This is a genomic window from Methylobacterium sp. UNCCL125, assembly GCF_900116795.1.
In the GTDB taxonomy this organism is placed as follows: domain Bacteria; phylum Pseudomonadota; class Alphaproteobacteria; order Rhizobiales; family Beijerinckiaceae; genus Methylobacterium; species Methylobacterium fujisawaense.
Genome location: NZ_FPBW01000006.1, coordinates 101,105 through 121,544, shown reverse-complemented (window position 1 = coordinate 121,544; position 20,440 = coordinate 101,105). Strand labels below are relative to the sequence as shown.

Annotated in this window: 21 protein-coding genes; 14 read left to right on the top strand and 7 right to left on the bottom strand. The window is 71.3% G+C overall.

The annotated features are described in order from the left end of the window. The first annotated feature begins 1 nt into the window (after position 1). A complete protein-coding gene (locus tag BM396_RS07445) occupies positions 2 to 1,501 on the top strand; it encodes an ammonium transporter (RefSeq protein WP_043381174.1) in 1,500 nt (499 codons plus the stop codon). Positions 1,502 to 1,656: 155 nt separating this feature from the next. On the opposite strand, the gene BM396_RS07440 is transcribed toward BM396_RS07445, so the two are convergent. Both BM396_RS07440 and trmD read right to left on the bottom strand, forming a co-directional pair. Next, positions 1,657 to 2,826, bottom strand: coding sequence for a phosphoserine transaminase (locus tag BM396_RS07440; protein WP_043349978.1), 1,170 nt, complete (start codon positions 2,824 to 2,826; stop codon positions 1,657 to 1,659). A gap of 352 nt (positions 2,827 to 3,178) precedes the next feature. Beyond that, the gene (trmD, locus tag BM396_RS07430; protein WP_043381166.1) at positions 3,179 to 3,928 is read right to left on the bottom strand and encodes a tRNA (guanosine(37)-N1)-methyltransferase TrmD; all 750 of its coding nucleotides are present in this window, start codon (positions 3,926 to 3,928) and stop codon (positions 3,179 to 3,181) included. A 75-nt stretch (positions 3,929 to 4,003) separates the two neighbouring features. Between trmD and BM396_RS07425 the strand changes: the two genes are divergently transcribed. Further along, the gene (locus tag BM396_RS07425) at positions 4,004 to 4,723 is read left to right on the top strand and encodes a class I SAM-dependent methyltransferase (RefSeq protein ID WP_043349974.1); all 720 of its coding nucleotides are present in this window, start codon (positions 4,004 to 4,006) and stop codon (positions 4,721 to 4,723) included. Positions 4,724 to 4,730: 7 nt separating this feature from the next. Here BM396_RS07425 and BM396_RS07420 read toward each other — a convergent pair whose 3' ends face one another. Beyond that, the gene (locus BM396_RS07420; RefSeq protein ID WP_078947063.1) at positions 4,731 to 5,864 is read right to left on the bottom strand and encodes an aromatic ring-hydroxylating oxygenase subunit alpha; all 1,134 of its coding nucleotides are present in this window, start codon (positions 5,862 to 5,864) and stop codon (positions 4,731 to 4,733) included. 310 nt (positions 5,865 to 6,174) lie between these two features. Next, positions 6,175 to 6,804, bottom strand: coding sequence for a hypothetical protein (locus BM396_RS07415; protein ID WP_043381161.1), 630 nt, complete (start codon positions 6,802 to 6,804; stop codon positions 6,175 to 6,177). 299 nt (positions 6,805 to 7,103) lie between these two features. Here BM396_RS07415 and BM396_RS07410 point away from each other — a divergent pair, with 299 nt between their 5' ends. The 10 genes from BM396_RS07410 to BM396_RS07365 all read left to right on the top strand — a co-directional run bounded on the left by BM396_RS07410 (position 7,104) and on the right by BM396_RS07365 (position 15,349). Continuing rightward, entirely contained in the window at positions 7,104 to 7,322 is a 219-nt protein-coding gene (locus BM396_RS07410; RefSeq protein WP_043381159.1) for a glutathione S-transferase, read from the top strand. Positions 7,323 to 7,340: 18 nt separating this feature from the next. After that, on the top strand, positions 7,341 to 8,903 hold the full coding sequence (gene ffh, locus BM396_RS07405; protein WP_043381156.1) for a signal recognition particle protein: 1,563 nt from the start codon (positions 7,341 to 7,343) through the stop codon (positions 8,901 to 8,903). Next, complete coding sequence (locus BM396_RS07400; RefSeq protein WP_043349961.1) at positions 8,900 to 9,232, top strand: chorismate mutase; 333 nt, start codon at positions 8,900 to 8,902, stop codon at positions 9,230 to 9,232. The genes ffh and BM396_RS07400 overlap by 4 nt, the downstream gene beginning before the upstream one ends. 7 nt (positions 9,233 to 9,239) lie before the next feature. Continuing rightward, entirely contained in the window at positions 9,240 to 9,602 is a 363-nt protein-coding gene (gene rpsP, locus BM396_RS07395; RefSeq protein ID WP_020092607.1) for a 30S ribosomal protein S16, read from the top strand. A gap of 11 nt (positions 9,603 to 9,613) precedes the next feature. Then, entirely contained in the window at positions 9,614 to 10,309 is a 696-nt protein-coding gene (gene rimM, locus BM396_RS07390) for a ribosome maturation factor RimM (protein WP_043381154.1), read from the top strand. Positions 10,310 to 10,747: 438 nt separating this feature from the next. Further along, positions 10,748 to 10,984: a DUF6894 family protein gene (locus tag BM396_RS07385; protein WP_043349956.1), complete on the top strand. Its 237-nt coding sequence runs from the start codon at positions 10,748 to 10,750 to the stop codon at positions 10,982 to 10,984. An 86-nt stretch (positions 10,985 to 11,070) separates the two neighbouring features. Next, the gene (locus BM396_RS07380; RefSeq protein ID WP_043349954.1) at positions 11,071 to 12,132 is read left to right on the top strand and encodes an MBL fold metallo-hydrolase; all 1,062 of its coding nucleotides are present in this window, start codon (positions 11,071 to 11,073) and stop codon (positions 12,130 to 12,132) included. A 147-nt stretch (positions 12,133 to 12,279) separates the two neighbouring features. Then, entirely contained in the window at positions 12,280 to 13,899 is a 1,620-nt protein-coding gene (locus BM396_RS07375) for an ABC transporter substrate-binding protein (protein ID WP_043381152.1), read from the top strand. Between the two features lie 339 nt (positions 13,900 to 14,238). Then, positions 14,239 to 14,652, top strand: a complete 414-nt coding sequence (locus BM396_RS07370) for an EF-hand domain-containing protein (protein WP_043349950.1) — start codon at positions 14,239 to 14,241, stop codon at positions 14,650 to 14,652. Between the two features lie 370 nt (positions 14,653 to 15,022). Next, positions 15,023 to 15,349 (top strand): hypothetical protein, encoded by a 327-nt coding sequence (locus tag BM396_RS07365; RefSeq protein WP_043381150.1) that lies wholly within the window; start codon positions 15,023 to 15,025, stop codon positions 15,347 to 15,349. 73 nt (positions 15,350 to 15,422) lie between these two features. Here the strand turns inward: BM396_RS07365 and pcaD are convergent, their stop codons facing one another. Then, the gene (gene pcaD, locus BM396_RS07360; RefSeq protein WP_043381148.1) at positions 15,423 to 16,220 is read right to left on the bottom strand and encodes a 3-oxoadipate enol-lactonase; all 798 of its coding nucleotides are present in this window, start codon (positions 16,218 to 16,220) and stop codon (positions 15,423 to 15,425) included. A gap of 422 nt (positions 16,221 to 16,642) precedes the next feature. On the opposite strand from pcaD, the gene BM396_RS07355 reads away from it, so the two are divergent. Continuing rightward, positions 16,643 to 16,912, top strand: a complete 270-nt coding sequence (locus BM396_RS07355) for a hypothetical protein (protein WP_043381144.1) — start codon at positions 16,643 to 16,645, stop codon at positions 16,910 to 16,912. 52 nt (positions 16,913 to 16,964) lie between these two features. Here the strand turns inward: BM396_RS07355 and BM396_RS07350 are convergent, their stop codons facing one another. Next, positions 16,965 to 17,348 (bottom strand): hypothetical protein, encoded by a 384-nt coding sequence (locus tag BM396_RS07350; RefSeq protein WP_043345682.1) that lies wholly within the window; start codon positions 17,346 to 17,348, stop codon positions 16,965 to 16,967. A gap of 101 nt (positions 17,349 to 17,449) precedes the next feature. On the opposite strand from BM396_RS07350, the gene BM396_RS07345 reads away from it, so the two are divergent. Next, the gene (locus BM396_RS07345; protein WP_043381142.1) at positions 17,450 to 17,878 is read left to right on the top strand and encodes a DUF1810 domain-containing protein; all 429 of its coding nucleotides are present in this window, start codon (positions 17,450 to 17,452) and stop codon (positions 17,876 to 17,878) included. Positions 17,879 to 17,882: 4 nt separating this feature from the next. On the opposite strand, the gene BM396_RS07340 is transcribed toward BM396_RS07345, so the two are convergent. Beyond that, complete coding sequence (locus tag BM396_RS07340; RefSeq protein ID WP_043381141.1) at positions 17,883 to 20,348, bottom strand: PBP1A family penicillin-binding protein; 2,466 nt, start codon at positions 20,346 to 20,348, stop codon at positions 17,883 to 17,885. Positions 20,349 to 20,440: the final 92 nt, after the last annotated feature.

Here is a 20,440-nt window from a genome sequence, read left to right as displayed (position 1 = left end):
CATGAAACTTCGTCATGCCCTCATGCTCGGCTTGGGAGGGGCGGCCATCGCCGCCCTCCTGATCGAGCCCTCCCTCGCACAGACGCCGACCCCGGAAGCCGCTTCGCCGCCGCCGTCGCCGATCCCCAACAAGGGCGACACGGCCTGGATGATGATCTCCTCGGCCCTGGTGCTGATGATGAGCATCCCCGGCCTCGCGCTGTTCTACGGCGGCCTCGTGCGCACCAAGAACATGCTGTCGGTGCTGACCCAGGTGTTCGCGATCGTGTCGATCGTCGGCCTGCTCTGGGTGTTCTACGGCTACAGCCTCGCCTTCACCAACGGCGGCGGCCTCAACGACTTCGTCGGCGGTCTCTCGAAGGCCTTCCTGAAGGGCATCGACGCGAACTCGACGGTGGCGACCTTCTCGAACGGCGTCGTGATCCCGGAATACGCCTATCTGTGCTTCCAGATGACGTTCGCCATGATCACGCCCGCGCTGATCGTCGGCGCCTTCGCCGAGCGGATGAAGTTCTCCGCGCTGGTGGTGTTCACGATCCTCTGGGTCACGATCATCTATTTCCCGATGGCCCACATGGTCTGGTACTGGGCCGGCCCGGACGCCGTCGGTAACGCCGCCAAGGCGCTGGCCGCCGCCACCGACGACGCCTCGAAGGCGACCGCCCAGGCGGCCCTCGACGCGGTCAACAAGGATGCCGGCTTCCTCTTCCAGAAGGGCGCCCTGGACTTCGCCGGCGGCACCGTGGTCCACATCAACGCGGGCATCGCGGGCTTCGTCGGCTGCCTGATCATGGGCAAGCGCATCGGTTACGGCCGCGACCTCCTCGCCCCGCACTCGCTGACCATGACCATGATCGGCGCCTCGCTGCTGTGGGTCGGCTGGTTCGGCTTCAATGCCGGCTCGAACCTCGAGTCCAACGGCACCGCCGCGCTGGCGATGCTCAACACCTTCGTGGCGACCTGCGGCGCCGCGGTGGCGTGGCTGTTCGCCGAGTGGGCGCTCAAGGGCAAGCCGTCGCTGCTCGGCATGCTGTCGGGCGCGGTCGCCGGCCTCGTGGCCGTCACCCCGGCCTCCGGCTTCGCCGGCCCGATGGGCTCGATCGTGCTCGGCCTCGTCGCCGGCGTGGTCTGCTTCGTGATGTGCTCCACCGTGAAGAACGCGCTGGGCTACGACGACTCCCTGGACGTCTTCGGCGTCCACTGCGTCGGCGGCATCCTGGGCGCGCTCGCGACCGGCATCCTGGTCGATCCGAACCTCGGCGGCGTCGGCATCCCCGACTACACCTCGAAGCCGGGCGAGCTGGCGGTCGGTGCCTACGACATGGTGAGCCAGGTCATCATCCAGGCGGAGGCGGTCGGCCTGACGCTCCTGTGGTCGGGCCTCGGCTCGGCGATCCTCTACAAGCTCGTCGACGTGACGATCGGCCTGCGTGTCACGCAGGAAGAGGAGCGCGAGGGCCTCGACATCGCCGATCACGGCGAGCGCGCCTACAATTACTGAGATGGGACGGCGCGGCCCTGCGGGGCCGCGTCCAGGCAAACGAAAACCCCGGCTCCGAAAGGGCCGGGGTTTTTTACGTCAGGCCGTCATCGCTTCGCTGCGCCGCGCTCGCGATGACGATGCGGGGCTGCGACCGGGCATCGACCCCGACGCTTTTACGCCGCCCGCGTCAGCGCCGCCTTCTCCTCCGCGAAGGCCCAGTCGAGCCAGGGCGTCAGCGCCTCCAGATCGGCGGTCTCCACGGTGGCGCCGCACCAGATCCGCAGGCCCGCCGGGGCGTCGCGATAGGCGCCGATGTCGAGGGCGACTCCCTCGCGGTCGAGGCGCTCCACGATCCCCGCCGCGAAGGCCGAGACCGCCGCGTCGCCCCGGGCGAGCACGTCCGGATCGGCGATCACGAGGCAGACGCCGGTGTTGGAGTAGGTGTCGGGATCGACGGCCAGCGGCGCGATCCAGGGCGTCCGGGCGACCCAGTCGTAGATCGCCCGGGCGTTGGCGTCGGCCCGCGCGTGCAGCGCCGGCAGTCCGCCGATCCGCTCGGCCCAGTCCAGGGTGTCGAGGTAGTCCTCCACCGCCAGCATCGAGGGCGTGTTGATCGTGTCGCCCTTGAAGATGCCCTCGATCAGCTTGCCGTCCTTGGTGAGGCGGAAGATCTTCGGCAGCGGCCAGGACGGCGTGTGGCTCTCCAGCCGCGCCACGGCGCGGGGCGAGAGGATCAGCATGCCGTGCGCCGCCTCGCCGCCCATCACCTTCTGCCAGGAGAAGGTCACGACATCGAGCTTGTCCCAGGGCAGGGGTTGGGCGAAGGCCGCCGAGGTCGCGTCGCAGATCGTCAGGCCCTCGCGGTCCGCCGCGATCCAGGCGCCGTCCGGCACCTTCACCCCGGCTGCGGTGCCGTTCCAGGTGAAGACCACGTCGCTCCGCTGGGTGTCGATCGCCGCGAGGTCCGGCAGGATCCCGTAGGGCGTCTGGTGGATGCGGGGCGCGATCTTGAGCTGCTTCAGCGCGTCGGTGACCCATTCCTTGCCGAACGCCTCCCAGGCGGCGACCTCGACGGGCTTCGGCCCGAGCATCGTCCACATCGCCATCTCGACGGCGCCGGTGTCGGAGGCCGGCACGATGCCGATCCGGTACCCGGCGGGCACCTGCAGGACGGACCGCGTCAGGTCGATGGCCCGGGCGAGCTTGGCCTTGCCGAGGGGCGAGCGGTGCGACCGGCCCAGCGCGGCGTCGGCCAGGGCGGCCGGGGACCAGCCGGGCCGCTTGGCGCAGGGGCCGGAGGAGAAATGAGGCACGCGCGGGCGCTGCGTGGGGCGGCTGGTCATGACGGATCCATCCTTGCAGAGGGACGCTCCTCCGCGGGGAGACGTGTCCCGGCTCGCGCATGCGCCGAAACCCGCCGGCTTGCAAGCGCTTGTTCCGTCAGCAGTCTTCGCGTCGATGCCCCTGCCCGGGACAATGCGTCGAGACGCGGGGAACAGTCGATTAATCCAGGCCCGTTAGCCTTAATGCGGTGCCGCGTTGCGTTTGAGGTGCGCCGATGTCTTTCCACAGCGCCGCGATATTGGCGATTTGGTCAGTTCTTCTCTTGGTTATTGGGGCCTTAATACCCCGCGTCGTGCTGGCGAGCCGGACGCCGCGGCTCGTGCCGCAGCCGCTGCAGCTCGATCCCTTGGACTACGACCGCGACGGCCCGGTGATCGACCTCGAGCCGGCCTGACCGGGGTCGCCCCCGGCGCGCAGGTCCGGGCGCCGCTCGGCGGTGATCCGCTCGGCTTCCGCCCGCCGCCAGCGGGCGATGGCCGCATGGTTGCCGCCGGAGAGGACGTCCGGGATCGCGCGTCCCTCCCACGCACGGGGCCGCGTGTAGTGCGGATATTCCAGAAGCCCGCCCTCGAAGCTCTCCTCGACGCCGGATTCCATCTTGCCCATCACGCCCGGTAGGAGCCGCACGCAGGCGTCGAGCACCACCAGGGCGGCGATCTCGCCGCCGGACAGGACGTAGTCGCCGATCGAGACTTCCTCCAGGCCGCGTCCGGCGATCACGCGCTCGTCGACGCCCTCGAAGCGGCCGCAGACGATCAGCGCGCCCGGTCCCGCCGCGAGGTCGCGGACGCGGGCCTGGGTGAGCGGCCGGCCGCGCGGCGACATCAGCAGGCGCGGGCGCGGATCCTCCGCCCCGGTCGCGGCGTCGATGGCGGCGCCGAGCACGTCGCAGCGCAGCACCATCCCGGCGCCGCCGCCGGCCGGCGTGTCGTCCACGGAGCGGTGGCGGCCGAGGCCGTGCGCGCGGATGTTGCGGGCCTCCAGGGTCCAGTCGCCGCGCGCCAGGGCATCGCCCGACAGGGAGACGCCCAGCGGGCCCGGGAACATCTCCGGATAGAGGGTGAGGATCGTGGCCCGCCAGGGCGTGTCCGCGCGTGTCATGGCGCTTGATGGCGTGCCGGGTGCGGCACGGTCAACGGACCCGGCACCGTCGGGGCCCCCCGCGGGTTGTCGGCCATGATCCGTGCCCTCGCTGTCCTCTCCGTCGCCCTGGCCGGCCCGGCCCTCGCCGCCGAGCCGCTGGGCCCCCCGGGTGCGCCTGCGGGCGCCTTTCCCCGGCCCGACCGGCCGGTGGCCGAGATCGTCGCGCCGCGCTGGTCCTCGGAGGCCGAGCGGGACAAAGCCGGCGAGTTCGAGCAGGTCGCCAAGGGGATGGGCATCGCCGCCGGCGAGACCGTGGCGGATATCGGCGCCGGCAGCGGCTACTACGTGGTGCGGCTGAGCCCCCGGGTCGGGCCGGCGGGCCGCGTGCTCGCCGAGGACGTGACGCCCGCCTACCTGTCGGCCCTGGAGACGCGGGTGAAGGCGCTGAAAAACGTCACGGTGGTGCGGGGCGAGCCCCACGATCCGCGCCTGCCGCCGGCCTCGGTGGATGCGGCGATCCTCGTGCACATGTACCACGAGATCACCCAGCCCTTCGGCCTGCTCCACAATCTCGCTGCGGCGATGCGTCCGGGCGGCCGCGTCGGGATCGTGGATGCCGACGCGATCCCCTCGCGGCACGGCACCCCGCCGGCGCTCCTGCGCTGCGAACTCGCCGCCGCGGGCTACCGGGAGACCGGCTTCCAGCCGCTGACCGACGGGGCCTATCTGGCGGTCTTCGCGGCGCCCGCGCCGGAGGCGCGCCCCAAGCCGGAGGCGATCCGTCCCTGCCGGGACGACGCGACGGCGCGGTAGACGTGCCTCAGGAGCGCCAGCGCAGTTCGCGGCGCTCCAGCGGGTTGACGAACGGGCGCCCGTCGCGGGCCGATTCCAGGGCCTCGCGCTTCAGCCGGAAATACCATTGCGAGGGCAGATCGCCCTGGCCGAACAGGACCATGGTGGGCTTGCGGTCGAGCCCGTCCTGCGCGTGCTGAAGCACCTGCTGGTCCTGGGTGAGGAACTGCCGCATCAGCGGGCGCGCCACCGGCTTGAGCAGGTTCAGGGCCGGCATGCTCCAGTAGAGGGCGTTGGTGAGCAGCGTCCGGTCCGGCGTCAGCGGCGTCGCGAAGGTGTAGTTCGCCACCCGCTTCTCACCCGCGCGGATGCGCTCCAGCCGCACGCCGGGCAGGCGGAACTCGATCTCCACCTCGGGGACGCCGCCGAGCAGGCGGTAGACCGGCGAGCTCGTCGTGGTGGCGTGGCTCGTCATCACGAAGCCGTGGGGCACCGGCTGGAAGGTCTTCACCTTCTCGCGGAGCTGCTTCGAGGGCCGGAACCACCACGAATCGTGGACGAAGGCGACGTGCCCGGGATCGACGAGGCTCAGGGTGGTGAGGTCGAAGGAGGCCTCGACCACGAGTTCGACCACGAGGGAGCCGGCCGGCGCGAAATCCAGTGTGGGCACCTCCGGCACAGCCCCGGTGGCGGGACCGATATGCGGGTTGACCCAGAGGAAGCCGGCGCTCTCGCGGATGGGGAAGCGCTGCACCTGGATGCGGGAGAAGTCGGCCGCGTCGTGCTCCGACAGGGTCGGGACGTCGCGGCAGCGCCCGTCTGTGCCGAAGCGCCAGCCGTGGAACGGGCACATCAGGGTATCGCCGTCGAAGCGGCCCTTCGACAGGGCCATGCCGCGATGGGGGCAGCGGTCGCGCAGCGCGAATGGCGTGCCGTCGGGGGCGCGGCCCAGCACGATCTGCTCGCCGTTGAGTTCCACGGCCCGCAGGCCCGTCCGGCTGCCTGCCGTGCCGAGGCTCCGGGCCTGCCCGACGCAGTACCACGCATTGCCCAGAGGCTGGCGCATCGCGTCGGGATCGAGCGCGGCCTCGTCGGCGGGACGTTGCGGATTGGCGAAGGGCGCGTTCAAGGCGGTACGGGCTGACCTCGGGGCACCCGTCATACGCCCCGCCGGAGATGCGGGGAAGCGCGGGCCGGGAGAGGACAAACGGGCGCAGGCGCGGGGCTTCACAAGCCGGGCGCGGCCACTTACCTTCGCGTCACCCGCAACCAACGAAAGGAGGTGATCCAGTGTCTCATTGTCATCAGCCGTGTGTCTCGGCTCATCGGACCTGGACCGTCGCCTCCGGCGCGTCGCTCTAAGACGCGTCAGAGACCCGATCTCGGGACAGTTCCGCCGGACAGCACGGTTCGGCAATGGAAGGGCCACCCTCGCGGGTGGCCCTTCGTCGTTTCGGGGTTCGGATGCCGCGTCAGCGCCGCTGGGATTGGAACAGCGGCTGGGCCAGCGCCTCGGTCCGGGCGCGCCACAGGTCGCGCTCCTCGCGCAGGCCATCGCGCTCGCCGACCAGGGTCAGCCGCTCGGACCGCAGGGCGTCGCGGTCCGCAAGCGCCCGGTCGCGCTCGGCGCGCATCTCCTCGCGCTCGATCCGGAAGCGCTCCCGCTCCCCGCGGAACTCCTCGCGCTCGATGCGGATCTCTTCCTGCTCGGCCCGCAGATCCTCCAGCGAGCCGATCTCGTCGCGGATGTGCTCGCGCAGGGTCCGGATCTCCTCGGCCAGGATCGCCTGCAACTCGTCCTGGCGCCCGGCTTCCACGCGGAGCTTGGCCTTGAGCATCAGGTTCTCGGCCATCAGCTCGGCGATGTCGGGATCCTCGGTCGCCACCCGCGGCGCCTCGGGGGCCGGCACGACCCGGGGCGACCATGCCGCCTCTCCGCCGCGGACCCGCTTCGGTTCCGGCTGGGCCTCGGCCGGCCGCGCGTCGCCGTGCGTCTCCGTCGGCGCGTGGGCCTTCATCGCCGCCAGCCAGTCGCGGAGCGGGCCGGTGGCGGGGAAGCTGCCGGACTCGGTCGGCGAGAGGGAGCGGGCGGGTTCCGACATCGGAGGGCGTCCTGAGCGAATATGGCACGAAGACAATCCGAACATGCTTAACGTTCGGTAAAGCCGCACTTCGATCGGCCGCCCATTCCGGCACGCCGCCGCCGGCGGCGGGGCCGGAAAATTGACTTTCCGGCCGTGTACCGCTACGCCCCGCCCTCCCGATCCGTTGCAGATCGACCGATGCCAAGCCGACCGGTCCCATGAGACCGGAGGTCAACGCCCGACAGCGCGTCCGCGCCCTCGGGCGCGATGGGTGTTGGCCGATTCGCGGCGACGGGATCCGCCGGCCGAGGCATCCCATGACGCGCGATCAAGAAGCGTTGAACATCGAGGACGCGATCAACGAGACCTGCCCGTGGTCGGGCAAGCCGATCTCGGCGGATTCGCTGACCCTCTACAACGGGGCCGTGGTCGGCTTCTGCAACCCGGAGTGCCGGGACAAGTTCGCGAGCGCGGTGCGCGGCTTCGAGGCGGCCCTGCAGGCCCGCCGCGTCGAGCGCGCCGGGCTCGAACAGTGACGGCGGGGCTCTAGGATCATGTTCGAAGGCCTGTCCGACCGCCTCTCCGGCATCCTCTCGGGGCTGACGCGCCGCGGCGCGCTCACCGAGGCCGACGTCACCGCCGCCATGCGCGAGGTGCGGCGCGCCCTGCTGGAGGCCGACGTTGCCCTTGAGGTGGTCCGCGGCTTCACCGACCGGGTGAAGGAGAAGGCCGTCGGCGCCGTCGTGCTGAAGTCGGTGACGCCCGGCCAGATGGTCGTGAAGATCGTCAACGACGAGCTCGTGGCGATGCTCGGCACCGATGCCGAGACCGTGGACCTCAACGCCCCCGCGCCGGTGCCGATCCTGATGGTCGGCCTGCAGGGCTCGGGCAAGACCACCACGACTGCCAAGATCGCCCGCCGCCTCTCCGACCGCGAGAAGCGCAAGGTGCTGCTCGCCTCCCTCGACACGCGCCGCCCGGCCGCCATGGAGCAGCTCGCGGTGCTGGCCAAGCAGGTCGGCGTCGAGTCCCTGCCGATCATCGCCGGCCAGTCGGCGGTGCAGATCGCCAAGCGCGCCATGGACGCCGCCCGCCTCGGCGGCTTCGACGTGGTGATGCTCGACACCGCCGGCCGCACCACGGTGGACGAGGGCCTCATGGCCGAGGCCGCCGAGGTGAAGGCCGCGACCCGGCCGCACGAGGTGCTGCTGGTCGCCGACGCGCTCACCGGCCAGGACGCGGTCAACACCGCCCGCGCCTTCGACGAGCGGCTCGGTGTCACCGGCATCGTGCTGACCCGCATGGACGGCGATTCCCGCGGCGGCGCTGCGCTCTCCATGCGCGCGGTCACCGGCAAGCCGATCAAGCTCGTCGGCGTCGGCGAGAAGGTCGACGCCCTGGAGGAATTCCATCCGGCCCGCGTCGCCAACCGCATCTTCGGCATGGGCGACATCGTCTCGCTGGTCGAGAAGGCGGCCGAGACCATCGACCACGAGCAGGCGCTCCGCACCGCGGAGAAGATGCGCAAGGGCAAGTTCGATCTCGAGGACTTGTCGATGCAACTCGCCCAGATGGAGAAGATGGGCGGCATCGGTGGCCTGATGGGCATGCTGCCCGGCATGGGCGCGATCAAGAAGCAGGTCGAGGGCGCCAACCTCGACGAGAAGATGTTCAAGCGCCAGCGGGCGATCATCTCGTCGATGACCCCGCAGGAGCGGAAGAACCCCGACCTCCTCAAGAACAGCCGCAAGAAGCGCATCGCGGCGGGCTCGGGGGTCGATGTCTCCGAGATCAACAAGCTGCTCAAGATGCACCGGACCATGGCCGACATGATGAAGGCGATGGGCCAGGGCAAGCGCGGGATCGGGCAGGCGCTCGGTTCGATGTTCGGCCTCGGCGGCGGTGGGATGGGCGGCGGCATGCCCGGCTTGCCCCCCGGCATGCCGGAGCCGACGCCGGAGCAGATCGCGCAGCTTGAGAAGCAGTTCGGCGGCAAGCTGCCGCCGATGCCGCCGGGCTTGGGCGGGGGCGGAATGCCTAAGCTTCCCGGACTTCCGGGCCTGGGCGGTCCGAAGCTGCCGGGTCTCGGTGGGTTCATGCCGGGGAAGAAGAAATGAGCATCCTCTCCGCTCAAGCCGTCGATCCCGAACTCGCGCGCCTGCGGGAGAGCATCGACAATTTCGATGCGGCGCTGATCCATCTCCTCGCCGAGCGCTTCCGCTGCACGCAGCGGGTCGGCGAGCTCAAGGCCCGAAAGGGGATCCCCCCTTCCGATCCGGACCGGGAGGCCCGTCAGGTCGCCCGGCTCCGCAAGCTCGCGGTCGAGGCCAAGCTCGACCCCGACTTCGCCGAGAAATTTCTGGCCTTCGTGGTCAAGGAAGTCATTCGGCACCACCAGTCGATCAAGGCGGACCACGAGTCCCAGATCGAGCAACAGCGAAAGTAGTCAGACCATGGCCCTCAAGATCCGTCTCACCCGCGGTGGCGCCAAGAAGCGCCCGTACTACCGCATCGTCGTCGCCGACGCCCGCGCCCCCCGCGACGGCCGCTTCATCGACAAGGTCGGCGCCTACGACCCGATGAAGGCCAAGGACGATCCGGCCCGCATCGTGCTCGACAACGAGAAGATCCAGAGCTGGCTCGCCAAGGGCGCGCAGCCGACCGACCGCGTCCTGCGCTTCCTCGATCAGGCCGGTCTCGCCAAGCGCCCGACCCGCAACAACCCGCAGAAGGCCGAGCCGGGCGAGAAGGCCAAGGAGCGTGCCGCCAAGCGCGCCGAGAAGGCCGCGGCGCCCGCCGAGGACGCCGCCGCGTAAGGCGCCCGATCATGGCGCGCCGCCCCGCAGGTTCCACGCCCCGCGACGGCGGCCGCCGCGGCCGCACGAGCTCGGCGATCGGCAAGATCGCCCCCGATGCGGCGACCTCGCCCAAGGCGCCGGCCCCCAAGCCGGCGCCGCTCCCCGTGCCGCCCGATCCGAACCTCGTCCTGCTGGGCGAATTCGGGCGGGCGCACGGCCTCAACGGCGAGGTCCGGCTCAAATCCTACACCGGCGATCCGCGGGCGATCGCCGGCTACGGCGCCCTGCTAACCGCGGACGGACGGTCGTTGACGCTCGCCGACGTGCGTCTCGCCCCCGGTTCATCACCCGACATGCTGATCGCCCGGGTGAAGGGCGTCTCCGGCCGCAGCGCCGCCGAGGCGCTCAACCGCGTCGCCCTGTTCATCCCCCGCGACCGCCTGACGGCCCCCGAGGACGACGACGAGGTCTATACGGCCGACCTGATCGGCGCCACGGCGGTGGACGAGGCCGGGACATTCGTCGGGACGATCGTGGCCGTGCCGAACTACGGTGGCGGCGATCTCCTGGAGCTGCGCCCTCCGAACGGCGGCGCCACGGCGCTCCTGCCCTTCACCAAGGCCTTCGTGCCGGTGCTCGACATGGCGCAGCGCCGCGTCACCGTGGCGGCGCCGGAGGATCTGTTCGCGCCCCCGGGCGAGAAGCCCGCCGACGATCCCGGCTGAAGGGTCGGGCGCGGCCTGTCGAACGGTCGTCGCCCGATCGAGGCAGCCCGTGCCCTCGCTCGTCCGGGCCGGGACGTCCGCGCCGGACGCGGCTCCGTTAGTTTTCTCCCGCGAATCTCTCTCGCGGTTCTCTCGTGCGCCGAGCCGGCCCTCGGAACGGGCCCAACCCGGGCCAACGCGCTGCCCATCGGCGCTGCGGCGGCGGATCTTCAGGCCGCCCTTCATCCCGAAAAAAGCTCGTCGGTTTCAGGTCCAGGACGGGCGCAATCCACCGGACGGGCCCTTCGCCGGACTGCCCGATGCGCACCCTCCGGCCGTCGCAGCGGCGGCGTCGGCCGAGCGACCGAGCGGTCTCAAAACCTGAAATTTAAGGCATCATTAACCATAGCAAGACCAATCTTCTCGGCGAACGACTTCTCTTTGAGACGCTTCGAGCCGATGCCCCGCTTCTTCATCGACCTGCACGACGGCTCGCAGCCGATCCATGACGAGGTCGGGTTCGACCTGCCGGACCTCCCCGCCGCCCGCGCCAAGGTGACCCGCATCATGTCGGCGATCGCCCGCGACATGCTGCCGGATGTCGAGCGTCAGGACTATGTCGCCTGCGTCCGCGACGGCGTCGGCAAGATCGTCTACCGGGCGCGCCTGTCGCTCGCCGCCGAGATGGTGGAGTGAGCCGGCGGCGTCCCGCAGGCGCCTGAGGCTCCCCGTCGCGCCACCCGGGCGCTTGACCGGCCCCCGGATCCGGCCATCTCGGATCCATGAAACGGCGCAGCCTGCTCACGGTCGCGAGTGCGGCCACGGTCATGACGCTCGGCGGTGTCGGCTATGCCGCGCACCGGCGCGGCCGGAATCCCTATTACCGCGGCCCGACCTCCGACCATTTCGACGGTCTGCGGTTCTTCCTGCCGGAGCAGGCCACCGACAAGGCGCTGTCCGACGTGCTGCGCTGGCAGGCCAAGCGGCAGCGCGAGCCCTGGCCGAAGAGTTTTCCCAGCCCCTATCCCGCCGACCGGCCGCCCGAGCGCGTGGCGGGCCTGCGGGTCGTGCTGATCGGCCATGCGAGCTACCTCGTGCAGGTCGCCGGCCGGAACATCCTGATCGATCCGGTTTTCGCCAAGCGTGCGAGCCCGGTCCGGTTCGCCGGGCCGAAGCGCGTCAACCCGCCGGGCATCGCCTTCGCCGACCTGCCGCCCATCGATGCGGTGCTGGTCACCCACAATCACTACGACCATCTCGATGGGCCGAGCCTCGCCCGGATCTGGCAGGCGCACCAGCCGCTGATCGTGGCGCCGCTGGGCAACGACACGATCCTGCGCGGCTACGACGACACGATGCATGTCGAGACCCGCGACTGGGGGCAGTCGGTCGATCTCGGCGACGGCCTGCAGGTCCATCTCGTGCCCGCCAACCACTGGTCGGCCCGGGGCGTGAACGACCGGCGGATGGCGCTGTGGTGCGCCTTCGTGATCACCTCGCCCCGCGGCGTGCATTACCACGTCGGCGATACCGGCTTCGGCGACGGATCGCTCTTTTCCGACATACGGGCCCGCTTCGGGCCGCCCCGCCTCGCGACGCTGCCGATCGGGGCCTACGAGCCGCGCTGGTTCATGCAGGCCCAGCATGTCGATCCGGCCGAGGCGGTGAGGGCCTTCGCGCTGCTCGGCGCCGAGCAGGCCCTCGGCCACCACTGGGGCACGTTCCAACTCACCGACGAGGGCGTCGAGCGGCCCGCGGAGGCGCTGACGGCCGCCCTCGGCGGGGCCGGCATCGCGCCCGGGCGGTTCCTCGCCCTCAGACCCGGCCAGGTCTGGGAGGTCTGACCGGAGCAGACCCGGGGCCCGGCCCGTCGGGCATGATGCATGCATCATTCGGTGTGCCGCATGGGGGCACGGTCCGGACAGCGCCGCCGCGCGCCTGAAGGCGTGTGCCGCGCCCTGCGACGCCCGCGCCTTCAGCCGAGAGACACGATGGACCCGATCAAGCCGACACGCCGATCCCTGATGGCCGGGGGCGTCGCCCTCGCCGCGCTCGGGGCGGCGGGCCGGGCCGGCGCGCAGGGCGCGGCCCCCGGCACCCTGACCTACGGCATCTCGATGACCGACCTGCCGCTCACCACCGGTCAGCCCGACCGGGGGGCCGGCGGCTACCAGTTCACCGGCCTGACCCTCTACGATCCCCTGGTCGCCTGGGAACTCGACGTCGCGGACCGGCCGGGCCGGATGGTGCCCGGGCTCGCCACCGCCTGGGAGGCCGATCCGGCCGATCCCAAGGTCTGGACCTTCCACCTGCGGGAGGGCGTGGCCTTCCACGACGGCTCGACCTTCGATGCCGACGCGGTGATCTGGAACTTCGACAAGGTGCTGAACAAGGAGGCGCCGCATTTCGACCAGCGGCAGGCCGCCCAGGTCCGGCCGCGCCTGCCCGGGGTCGCGAGCTACCGGAAGCTCGACGCGAAGACCGTCCAGGTCGTCACGAAGACGCCCGACAGCCTGTTCCCCTACCAGATGCTCTGGTTCCTGATCTCATCGCCGGCGCAGTACGAGAAGGTCGGGAAGGACTGGGCGAAGTTCGCCTTCGACCCCTCGGGGACCGGGCCGTTCCGGCTGGGGCAGCTGGTGCCGCGGGTGCGCCTCGAGTTGCTGCCGAACGTCGGCTACTGGAACCCGAAGCGGGTCCCGAAGCTCGCGAAGCTGACCCTCACCTGCGTGCCCGAGGATCTCGCCCGGGTGAACGCGCTCCTGTCGGGCAGCGTCGACCTGATCGAATCGCCCGCGCCCGACGCGGTGCAGCGCCTGAAGGCCGCCGGCATGCGGGTGGTGGGCAACGAGACGCCCCATGTCTGGAACTACCACCTGTCTATGCTGGAGGGCTCTCCCTGGCGCGACCTGCGCCTGCGCAAGGCCGCCAACCTCGCCATCGACCGCGCGGGCGTCGTCGAACTGATGGGCGGCCTCGCCCAGCCGGCCGTCGGGCAGGTGCAGGAATCGAGCCCGTGGTTCGGCAAGCCGAGCTTCAAGATCAAGACTGACGTGGATCAGGCCCGCAAACTCGTCGAGGAGGCCGGCTACTCGGTCAAGAACCCCGTGAAGGCCACGGTGCTGATCCCGACCGGGGGGACGGGGCAGATGCTGTCGCTGCCGATCAACGAGTTCGTCCAGCAGAGCTGGGCGGAGGTCGGCATCCAGGTGGAGTTCAAGACCGTCGAGCTGGAGGTGGCCTACACCGCGTGGCGCCAGGGCGCCGCGGATCCGAGCCTCAAGGGCGTGAGCGCCGGCAACATCGCCTACGTCACCTCGGACCCGTTCTACGCGATCCTGCGCTTCTACGATTCGCGGCAGATCGCCCCGAACGGGGTGAACTGGAGCCATTACCGCAATCCCGAGGTCGACGCCCTCTGCGACAAGGTCAAGGCGAGCCTCGATGTCGCTGAGCAGAACAGGCTGCTGGCGCGCATCCACGAGATCGTCGTCGACGATGCCGTGCAGGTCTGGGTGGTCCACGACACCAATCCGCACGCGCTTTCGCCGCGGGTGAAGAGCTACATCCAGGCGCAGCACTGGTTCCAGGATCTCGCGACCCTCGCCTGACCGGACGTGCGGTGGGAATTGTCCCGGGCGGCGGTCCCGCGGCCGGTTAGGGATTTCGGGATCCGTCTCGCCGGCGCCTCTCTCGCGGATCGCCCGGCCCGCCGGCCGTGATTCGGTAACTGTCCGATGATTCGGCCCGGCGACGGATACTGAAACGCGCCGCCGCGCGCCGTCCGGCGACTATGCGCTCTCTTCAGGGGTCGGCTGCAGCCGGCCCCTTTCTCTATGTCCGTGCCCTCCGAGCCGCGCCGATCTGCCCCCGGGGCGCAATTTCGCACTTGCAGCATGAGGAGTCGGCGACTAGGAAGATCGGGCATAATTTTTCGGGAGCATCTGGCAATGACCCTTCGTTTCATCAGTGGCTTCGCGGCAGTGACCCTCGCGGTGTGCGGCCTCTCTGCTCCGGCCGCGCTGGCGAAGCCGATGGGCGGAGCGAGCGCCGTCAAGATGATCGACACCGACAACGACGGCACCGTCGACATGAAGGAAGTGGAGGCGGTGGCCTCCGCGACCTTCGATCGTCTCGAGAAGGACGCCGACGGGACCCTCGACGCCCGCGAGCTGAAGGGCCGCCTCAGCCAGGCCGGCGTGAAGCGGGCCGATCCGGACAGCGACGGCACCCTCGACAAGAAGGAGTACCTCGCGGCGGTCGGCGAGCGCTTCAAGATGGCCGATCCGGACAACGACGGCACCCTCGATGCCAAGGAGCTGAACTCCAAGGCCGGCAAGGCTCTCATCGCCCTCATCAAGTAAAACGAGCCGGTCGCTCCCAGTGGAGCATCGATGAGAAGGGCTCCCGCGGAGATGGCCGCGGGAGCCCTTCTGCGTTCGACAGGGCCTTCACCTTCGCGCGGGGCTCTGCAGGACCGATTCTGCACGTAAAAGTTGTGGTTAACCACGGGTAAATTCGCAGCCCCATCCTCAACCCGGTTCGGCTGCGGCCCGAAAATCCTCTATCCCCCGTCCCCTGTTCCCGCCCTGCAGCCAGGTCCCGGACGGGCCTGCCCGATAGCCGCGCGGCGCAATCGGGCTGCGACGCTCGACCGCTCATCGACGGCCCGGAGGGCGGTTGACGCTTCTCAACCTGTGAGTGCAACCTCACGATGGTTGAGGGGCCAAGACGATGCGCAACGACCCACCGGAAGACGGAGCGAACAGGTTCGGGCTCGCGGATCTGTGCGCCATCGCGGAGGCGCCGCACGGGGACGCCGCACGGCCATCGGCGGAGGATGCGCCCGCCCTGGGCGCCGAAGGGGACGGGCAGGCCGCCGATGCGGGCGCCGCGGACCTGCTCGGCGAGATCGGCGACACGCTGATCGTCGCCTATCGTCTGGCGGTTCAGGACGGTGATCCGACGACCGTGACCCTCATCCGACAGGCCCTGCTGCATACCGGGCGTCGGCTGGCGCGGGGGATGTCGCCCGCGGAAGCCGGCCTATCCTGTCACTGAAACGGGATTCCCGCGGCAACCGGTCGATGCGGCGCTGCCCGCCATCATCGACCGGAGCGGCCCTGAGGGCTGCCTAGGCGTCCCGCGACGCGCGGTCGAGGAAGGCCCGCAGATAGCCTCCGACGGCCTCGGCGCGCTCGACGGCCAGCAGATGGGCGGCGTGGGGCAGGACGAGGAGTTCGGCCTGGGCGATGCCGGCGCAGATCTCCTCGGCCATGGCCGGGGGTGTCGAAGGGTCGTCGCGCCCGGCGATCACCAGGGTCGGCGCGGTGATCGCGGAGAGCGCCGGCCGGAGATCCATGCACCCGATCGCCCCGCAGCACACCGCGTAGCCCGCCGGATCGCAGGCGACGAAGCGTTCACGGATCGCCTGGATCGCCGCAGGATCGCGCTGCGCGAAGCCGGGCGTGAACCAGCGCCCGAGCGTCGCCTCGACCGCGGCCGCCAGTCCCTGGGCGCGAACGGTCGCGGCGCGCTCCTCCCAGCTCTGCGGGCTCGGCATGTGGGCCGCCGTCGCCATCAGGGTGGCGCTGAGCGCGCGTTCGGGCTCGGCGCTCGCGAGGGCCTGCACGGTCATGCCGCCGAGGGAGAGACCCACCAGATGGGCCCTGCCGATTCCGAGGGCGTCGAGCAGCCCCGCGAGGTCACCGGCCAGATCCGTCACCGTGATGGGCTGATCCCGGGTTTCCGAGCCGCCGTGGCCGCGCGTGTCGTAGCGCAAGGTGCGGTAGCGCCCGGTCAGGGCCGGCACCAGCGCGTCCCACATCTCCAGGGTCGCACCCAGCGAGTTCGAGAATGCGACGGCGGGAGCGCCTTCCGGCCCCTCGAGGAGGTAGCGGAACCCGATCCCTCCGACTGTGATCTGCGGCATGCGGTTGTCTCCGTCCAAGGTCTTCGCGAGGGCCTTCGCGCGAGGTCTTCGCAGATGTCACGCCGGCGCGATGTCGGCGCCGACGCGCGCGGGGGCCTGTGCCGGCGCGGGAGCGTCACGGGGGCGTCACGGGGGCGGACGAGCCGGTCTGCGCCGCGGGCGCGGCGGCGGGGCGGTCATAAGCTGGCACAGCCTCCACGGGATACGGTCTCCCTGTCGTCCATGCGAAACAATTGCGCGGCGGCACGATCCGTTATGGGCGTCGCACCGGACGCGGCCCACCGGATCCGCCCGGGCGCGGATGACGATGCCGCGAGCCCCCCGGCGCCGGCACGGATCGGGGTGCTGCCTTCAACATGGGTCAATGCACCGGCGGGGGAAACGTCCGACAACGAGCGCCGCGAGGCAGGAGGAGACGAGCGATGCACGACCCTTCGACTGGCGATGCCGCGATCCGACCGGCGGAGTTCTGGGACACGGTGGCCGGGCTTGTGACCGCCAAGGTCGAGCCGGTGATCGGCCGGGGCGACCGGCAGCGGGGTCCGGTGATCGACTACCTGCGCGACCTGGAAGCCCTGGCACGGCGGCAATGCGGCAGCCGCGAGACGGTCCAGATCATCGCCTCGGGCCGGCGGCTTCTCGGCGACCGCAGCGAGATCGGGCCGTCGGATGGTCCGTTCACCCACGCCTGAACGCGGCGCCCGGCGCCGCGCCTGATCGCGCGACGGATGGCCGGGCGGCTCGTCAGAAGCGCCCGCGGCGCGGCGGCTGAAGGGGCGCCGCGCGCGCCATCCGTGACCGGATCAGGTAGATCGCCCCCGCCACCACCCAGGCGGCGCAGGTCGGCGCCACCCATTGCTGCAGGTTCGGCAGCGACCACCCGTACAGGAACTCGGCGCCGAGATGCGCCTGCACGGCATCCCAGCCGGCATGCTTGAGGTCGTGTTCCCGCTGCCCGGCCTCGCGGCCATAGTAATAGGTCGAGACCACCAGCGCCGCGATGCCTTCGGGGCGGGGACTGCGCAGCAGGATCAGCGCGGCCGCCAGGCCGGCAGTCTCGAGGGTGGCCGTCAGGGCGTGGCTCATCGCGGGGTTCGCGACCATGAAGGCGACAAGCGTTCCGAGCATGGGCCGCCCTTACACCCATCGGGGCCGCCCGTCTCCGCAGCCTGCATCCGTGACCGGCGCAACGTCGTTGACGGAGCGGGACCGAGCACCGGAGCAGCGCCATGACCGACAGCCACCAACTCGGCCGCTTCGTCGACGCGCAGGAGGAGATCTACGAATGCGCGCTGGCGGAATTGCGGGCCGGTGCGAAGCGCAGCCACTGGATGTGGTTCGTCTTCCCGCAGATCGCCGGGCTCGGGTCGAGCCCGATGGCGCAGCGCTACGCGATCGGATCCCTGGCGGAGGCCGAGGCCTATGCGGCGCATCCGGTGCTGGGCGCGCGCCTGCGCGCCTGCACGGCCGCCGTCAACGCCGTCGACGGGCGCTCGGCCCACGCGATCTTCGGGTCGCCCGACGATCTGAAGTTCCGCTCCAGCATGACGCTGTTCGACCGCGCCGCGCCCGAGGAGCCGCTCTTCGCCGCGGCGCTGGCGCGCTACTTCGACGGCGTCCCCGACCCGCGGACGCTGGCGAAGCTCCAGGTGGCCTAAGCCCTCACCGGCCCCACAGGCCGACCCGCTCGGCGCGGGCCTGCTCCTCCGCGCCCAGGAGGTCCGGGGGCGCGTCCTCCGTGGCCCGTGCGCCGCCCGCCGCCAGGATCAGCCCGGCGAGGTCGTCGCCCTCGATGCGGCAGCGGGCCGTGGCCCCGTCGGAGAGGCCGGAGCAGACCACCTCGCGGCGGCGCAGGTAGCTGGCGAGCTGGCGGGCGAGATGGCCGCGCTCGCCGACGACGCCGAGGAGGCGCACGACCCGTCCGCGCAGGTTGAGGGTGCCGGTGTCGATCACCTCCGGCACGCCGCGGACCTCGCCGGCCGCGGCCGGCTCGACCGTGGGGGCCGGCGCCGGCGCCCGGGGCGGCTCGGCCCGCTCCGCCGAGGGGCGGGGCTTGCCCTTGGCGAGCTTCTCGGAGGCGCGCTGGATGAAGTCGTGGAAGATCCCGGCCGGCATCTCGCCGCCGAACATGCGGTTCATCGGGCTGTCGTCGTCGTTGCCAACCCAGATCCCGACCACGAGGTCGGGGGTCATCCCGACGAACCACGCATCGCGGAAGTCCTGGCTCGTGCCCGTCTTGCCGCCGATGATCTGCCCCGGCACCCGCGCGGCGCGGCCGGTGCCGGATTCCACCACCGCCTGGAGCGAGTCGAGCATCATGGTGCGCGGCCCCTGCGCCAACGTCTGGCCCGGGGCCGCGTCGGCACGGACGTAGAGCGGCTGCGGCGCGGCCCCGCGGATCGCCTGGATGCCGTAGGCCTGGAGCGGCGTGCGCCCGGACAGGACCGAGCCGTAGGCGCGGGCCATCTCCAGGAGGCTCACCGCGCCCGAGCCGAGAACGAGGCTCGGCACGTTCGGCAGGTCCGACTGGATCCCGAGCTTGCGCGCGGTGGCGATCACCGCCGGGATGCCGACATCCTGCCCGAGCTGGGCCGCTACGGTGTTGATCGAGAGCGCGAAGGCGGTCCGCAGCGGCACCGGCCCGCGGTAGCGCCCGTCGTCGTTCTCCGGGTCCCAGTCGCCGATCTGGACCGGACGGTCGACCATCACGGATTCCGGCGTGTAGCCCTTCTCGTAGGCCGTCAGGTAGACGAGGAGCTTGAACAGGGAGCCGGGCTGGCGCTTGGCCTGGACGGCGCGGTTGAACTGGCTGTCCTCGTAGTCGCGGCCGCCGACCATGGCGAGGATCGCGCCCTCCTTCGACAGCACCACCATGGCGGCCTGGCCGACCTTGCGGCGGGTGCCGTCCTTGTCGAGCCGGCGGGCGACGACGCCCTCGGCGAGACTCTGCAGGTCGAGGTTGAGGGTCGAGCGCACCGTCATGTCGCCGTCGGTGCCGGCGAGGCGCTTCACGTCGCCCGCGATCATGTCGAGGAAGTAGTTGGTGCCGGGCGGCGCCTCAGGGGGCGATTTCAGGGTCACGCTCTGCTTGCGCGCGGCGTCGGCCTCTGCTTGCGTGATCGCGCCGGTCTCGACCATGGCCTGGAGCACCACGTCGGCCCGCTCCTTGGCGCCGCCGAGGTTGCGGGTCGGGGCGAGCTGCGAGGGCGCCCGCACCAGCCCGGCCAGCATCGCCGATTCCGGCAGGTTCAGGGCCTTGGCGGGCTTGCCGAAATAGCGCCGCGCCGCCGCGTCCGCCCCGTAGGCGCCGGCGCCGAAATAGGCGGAATCGAGGTAGCCGAGCAGGATCGCGTCCTTGCTCATCGTCGATTCGACCCGCAGCGCCAGGAAGGCTTCCTGCACCTTCCGCCAGAGCGTCTTCTCCTGGTTGAGGGAGGTCAGGCGGACATATTGCTGGGTGATGGTCGAGCCGCCCTCGCGCACGCCGCCGCCGCGGAGATTGCGCCACGCCGCCCGGGCGAGGCCGCGCAGGTCGATGCCCCAGTGGCTGTAGAAGCGGCGGTCCTCGATCGCCACGATCGCCTGGGCGAGGTGCGGCGGCAGGTCGGATGCCGTGAGCTTCTGGCCGCGGAAGCTGCCGCGGGTGGCGAAGACCCGGCCGTCGTCGGCCTCCACGGTGATCGCCCGCTGGCCGGTCTCGACCACGGCGCCCCCGAGAGGCGGCAGGGTCACCAGGGCGGCGAACAGGTAGACCGCCAGCGCCAGGACCGGCAGCAGGATCACCAGGCCGGCGGCGAGCAGGGCCGGGTGCCGGCGGCCGAGGATCGTCCGGGCGCCCCGCCGCTCGACGCGCCCATCGACCTCCGGGATGGCGGTGTCGGCCGGCCTCTCGACCGAAGCCGCCCGCGTGCGCGCCCGCGCCGCCGCGCGGGCGGAAATGGCCCGGCCACCGCGCGCGAGGCCAAGGCCGGCCGCGGTCACCAGAGTCCGGAGATGCCGGGCCAGGTCGCGCGCGGCGCGCCCGGCCTCGCGGGCGGCGAGGCGCGGGTCCGGGGACTCGGCGGCTGGAGCCGGCTTCGGCGGGTTCGGCCCGTCGGCCGGGGCGCGTTCCGGCGCGTCGGGCGTCATCGTGGTTCGGGTTCCGGGACCGATCGATCCGGTCGAGGGAGCCTTCTAGGCCGCATCCGATCCCGTGTCCCGCGCGTGCGGAGACGCAGGGC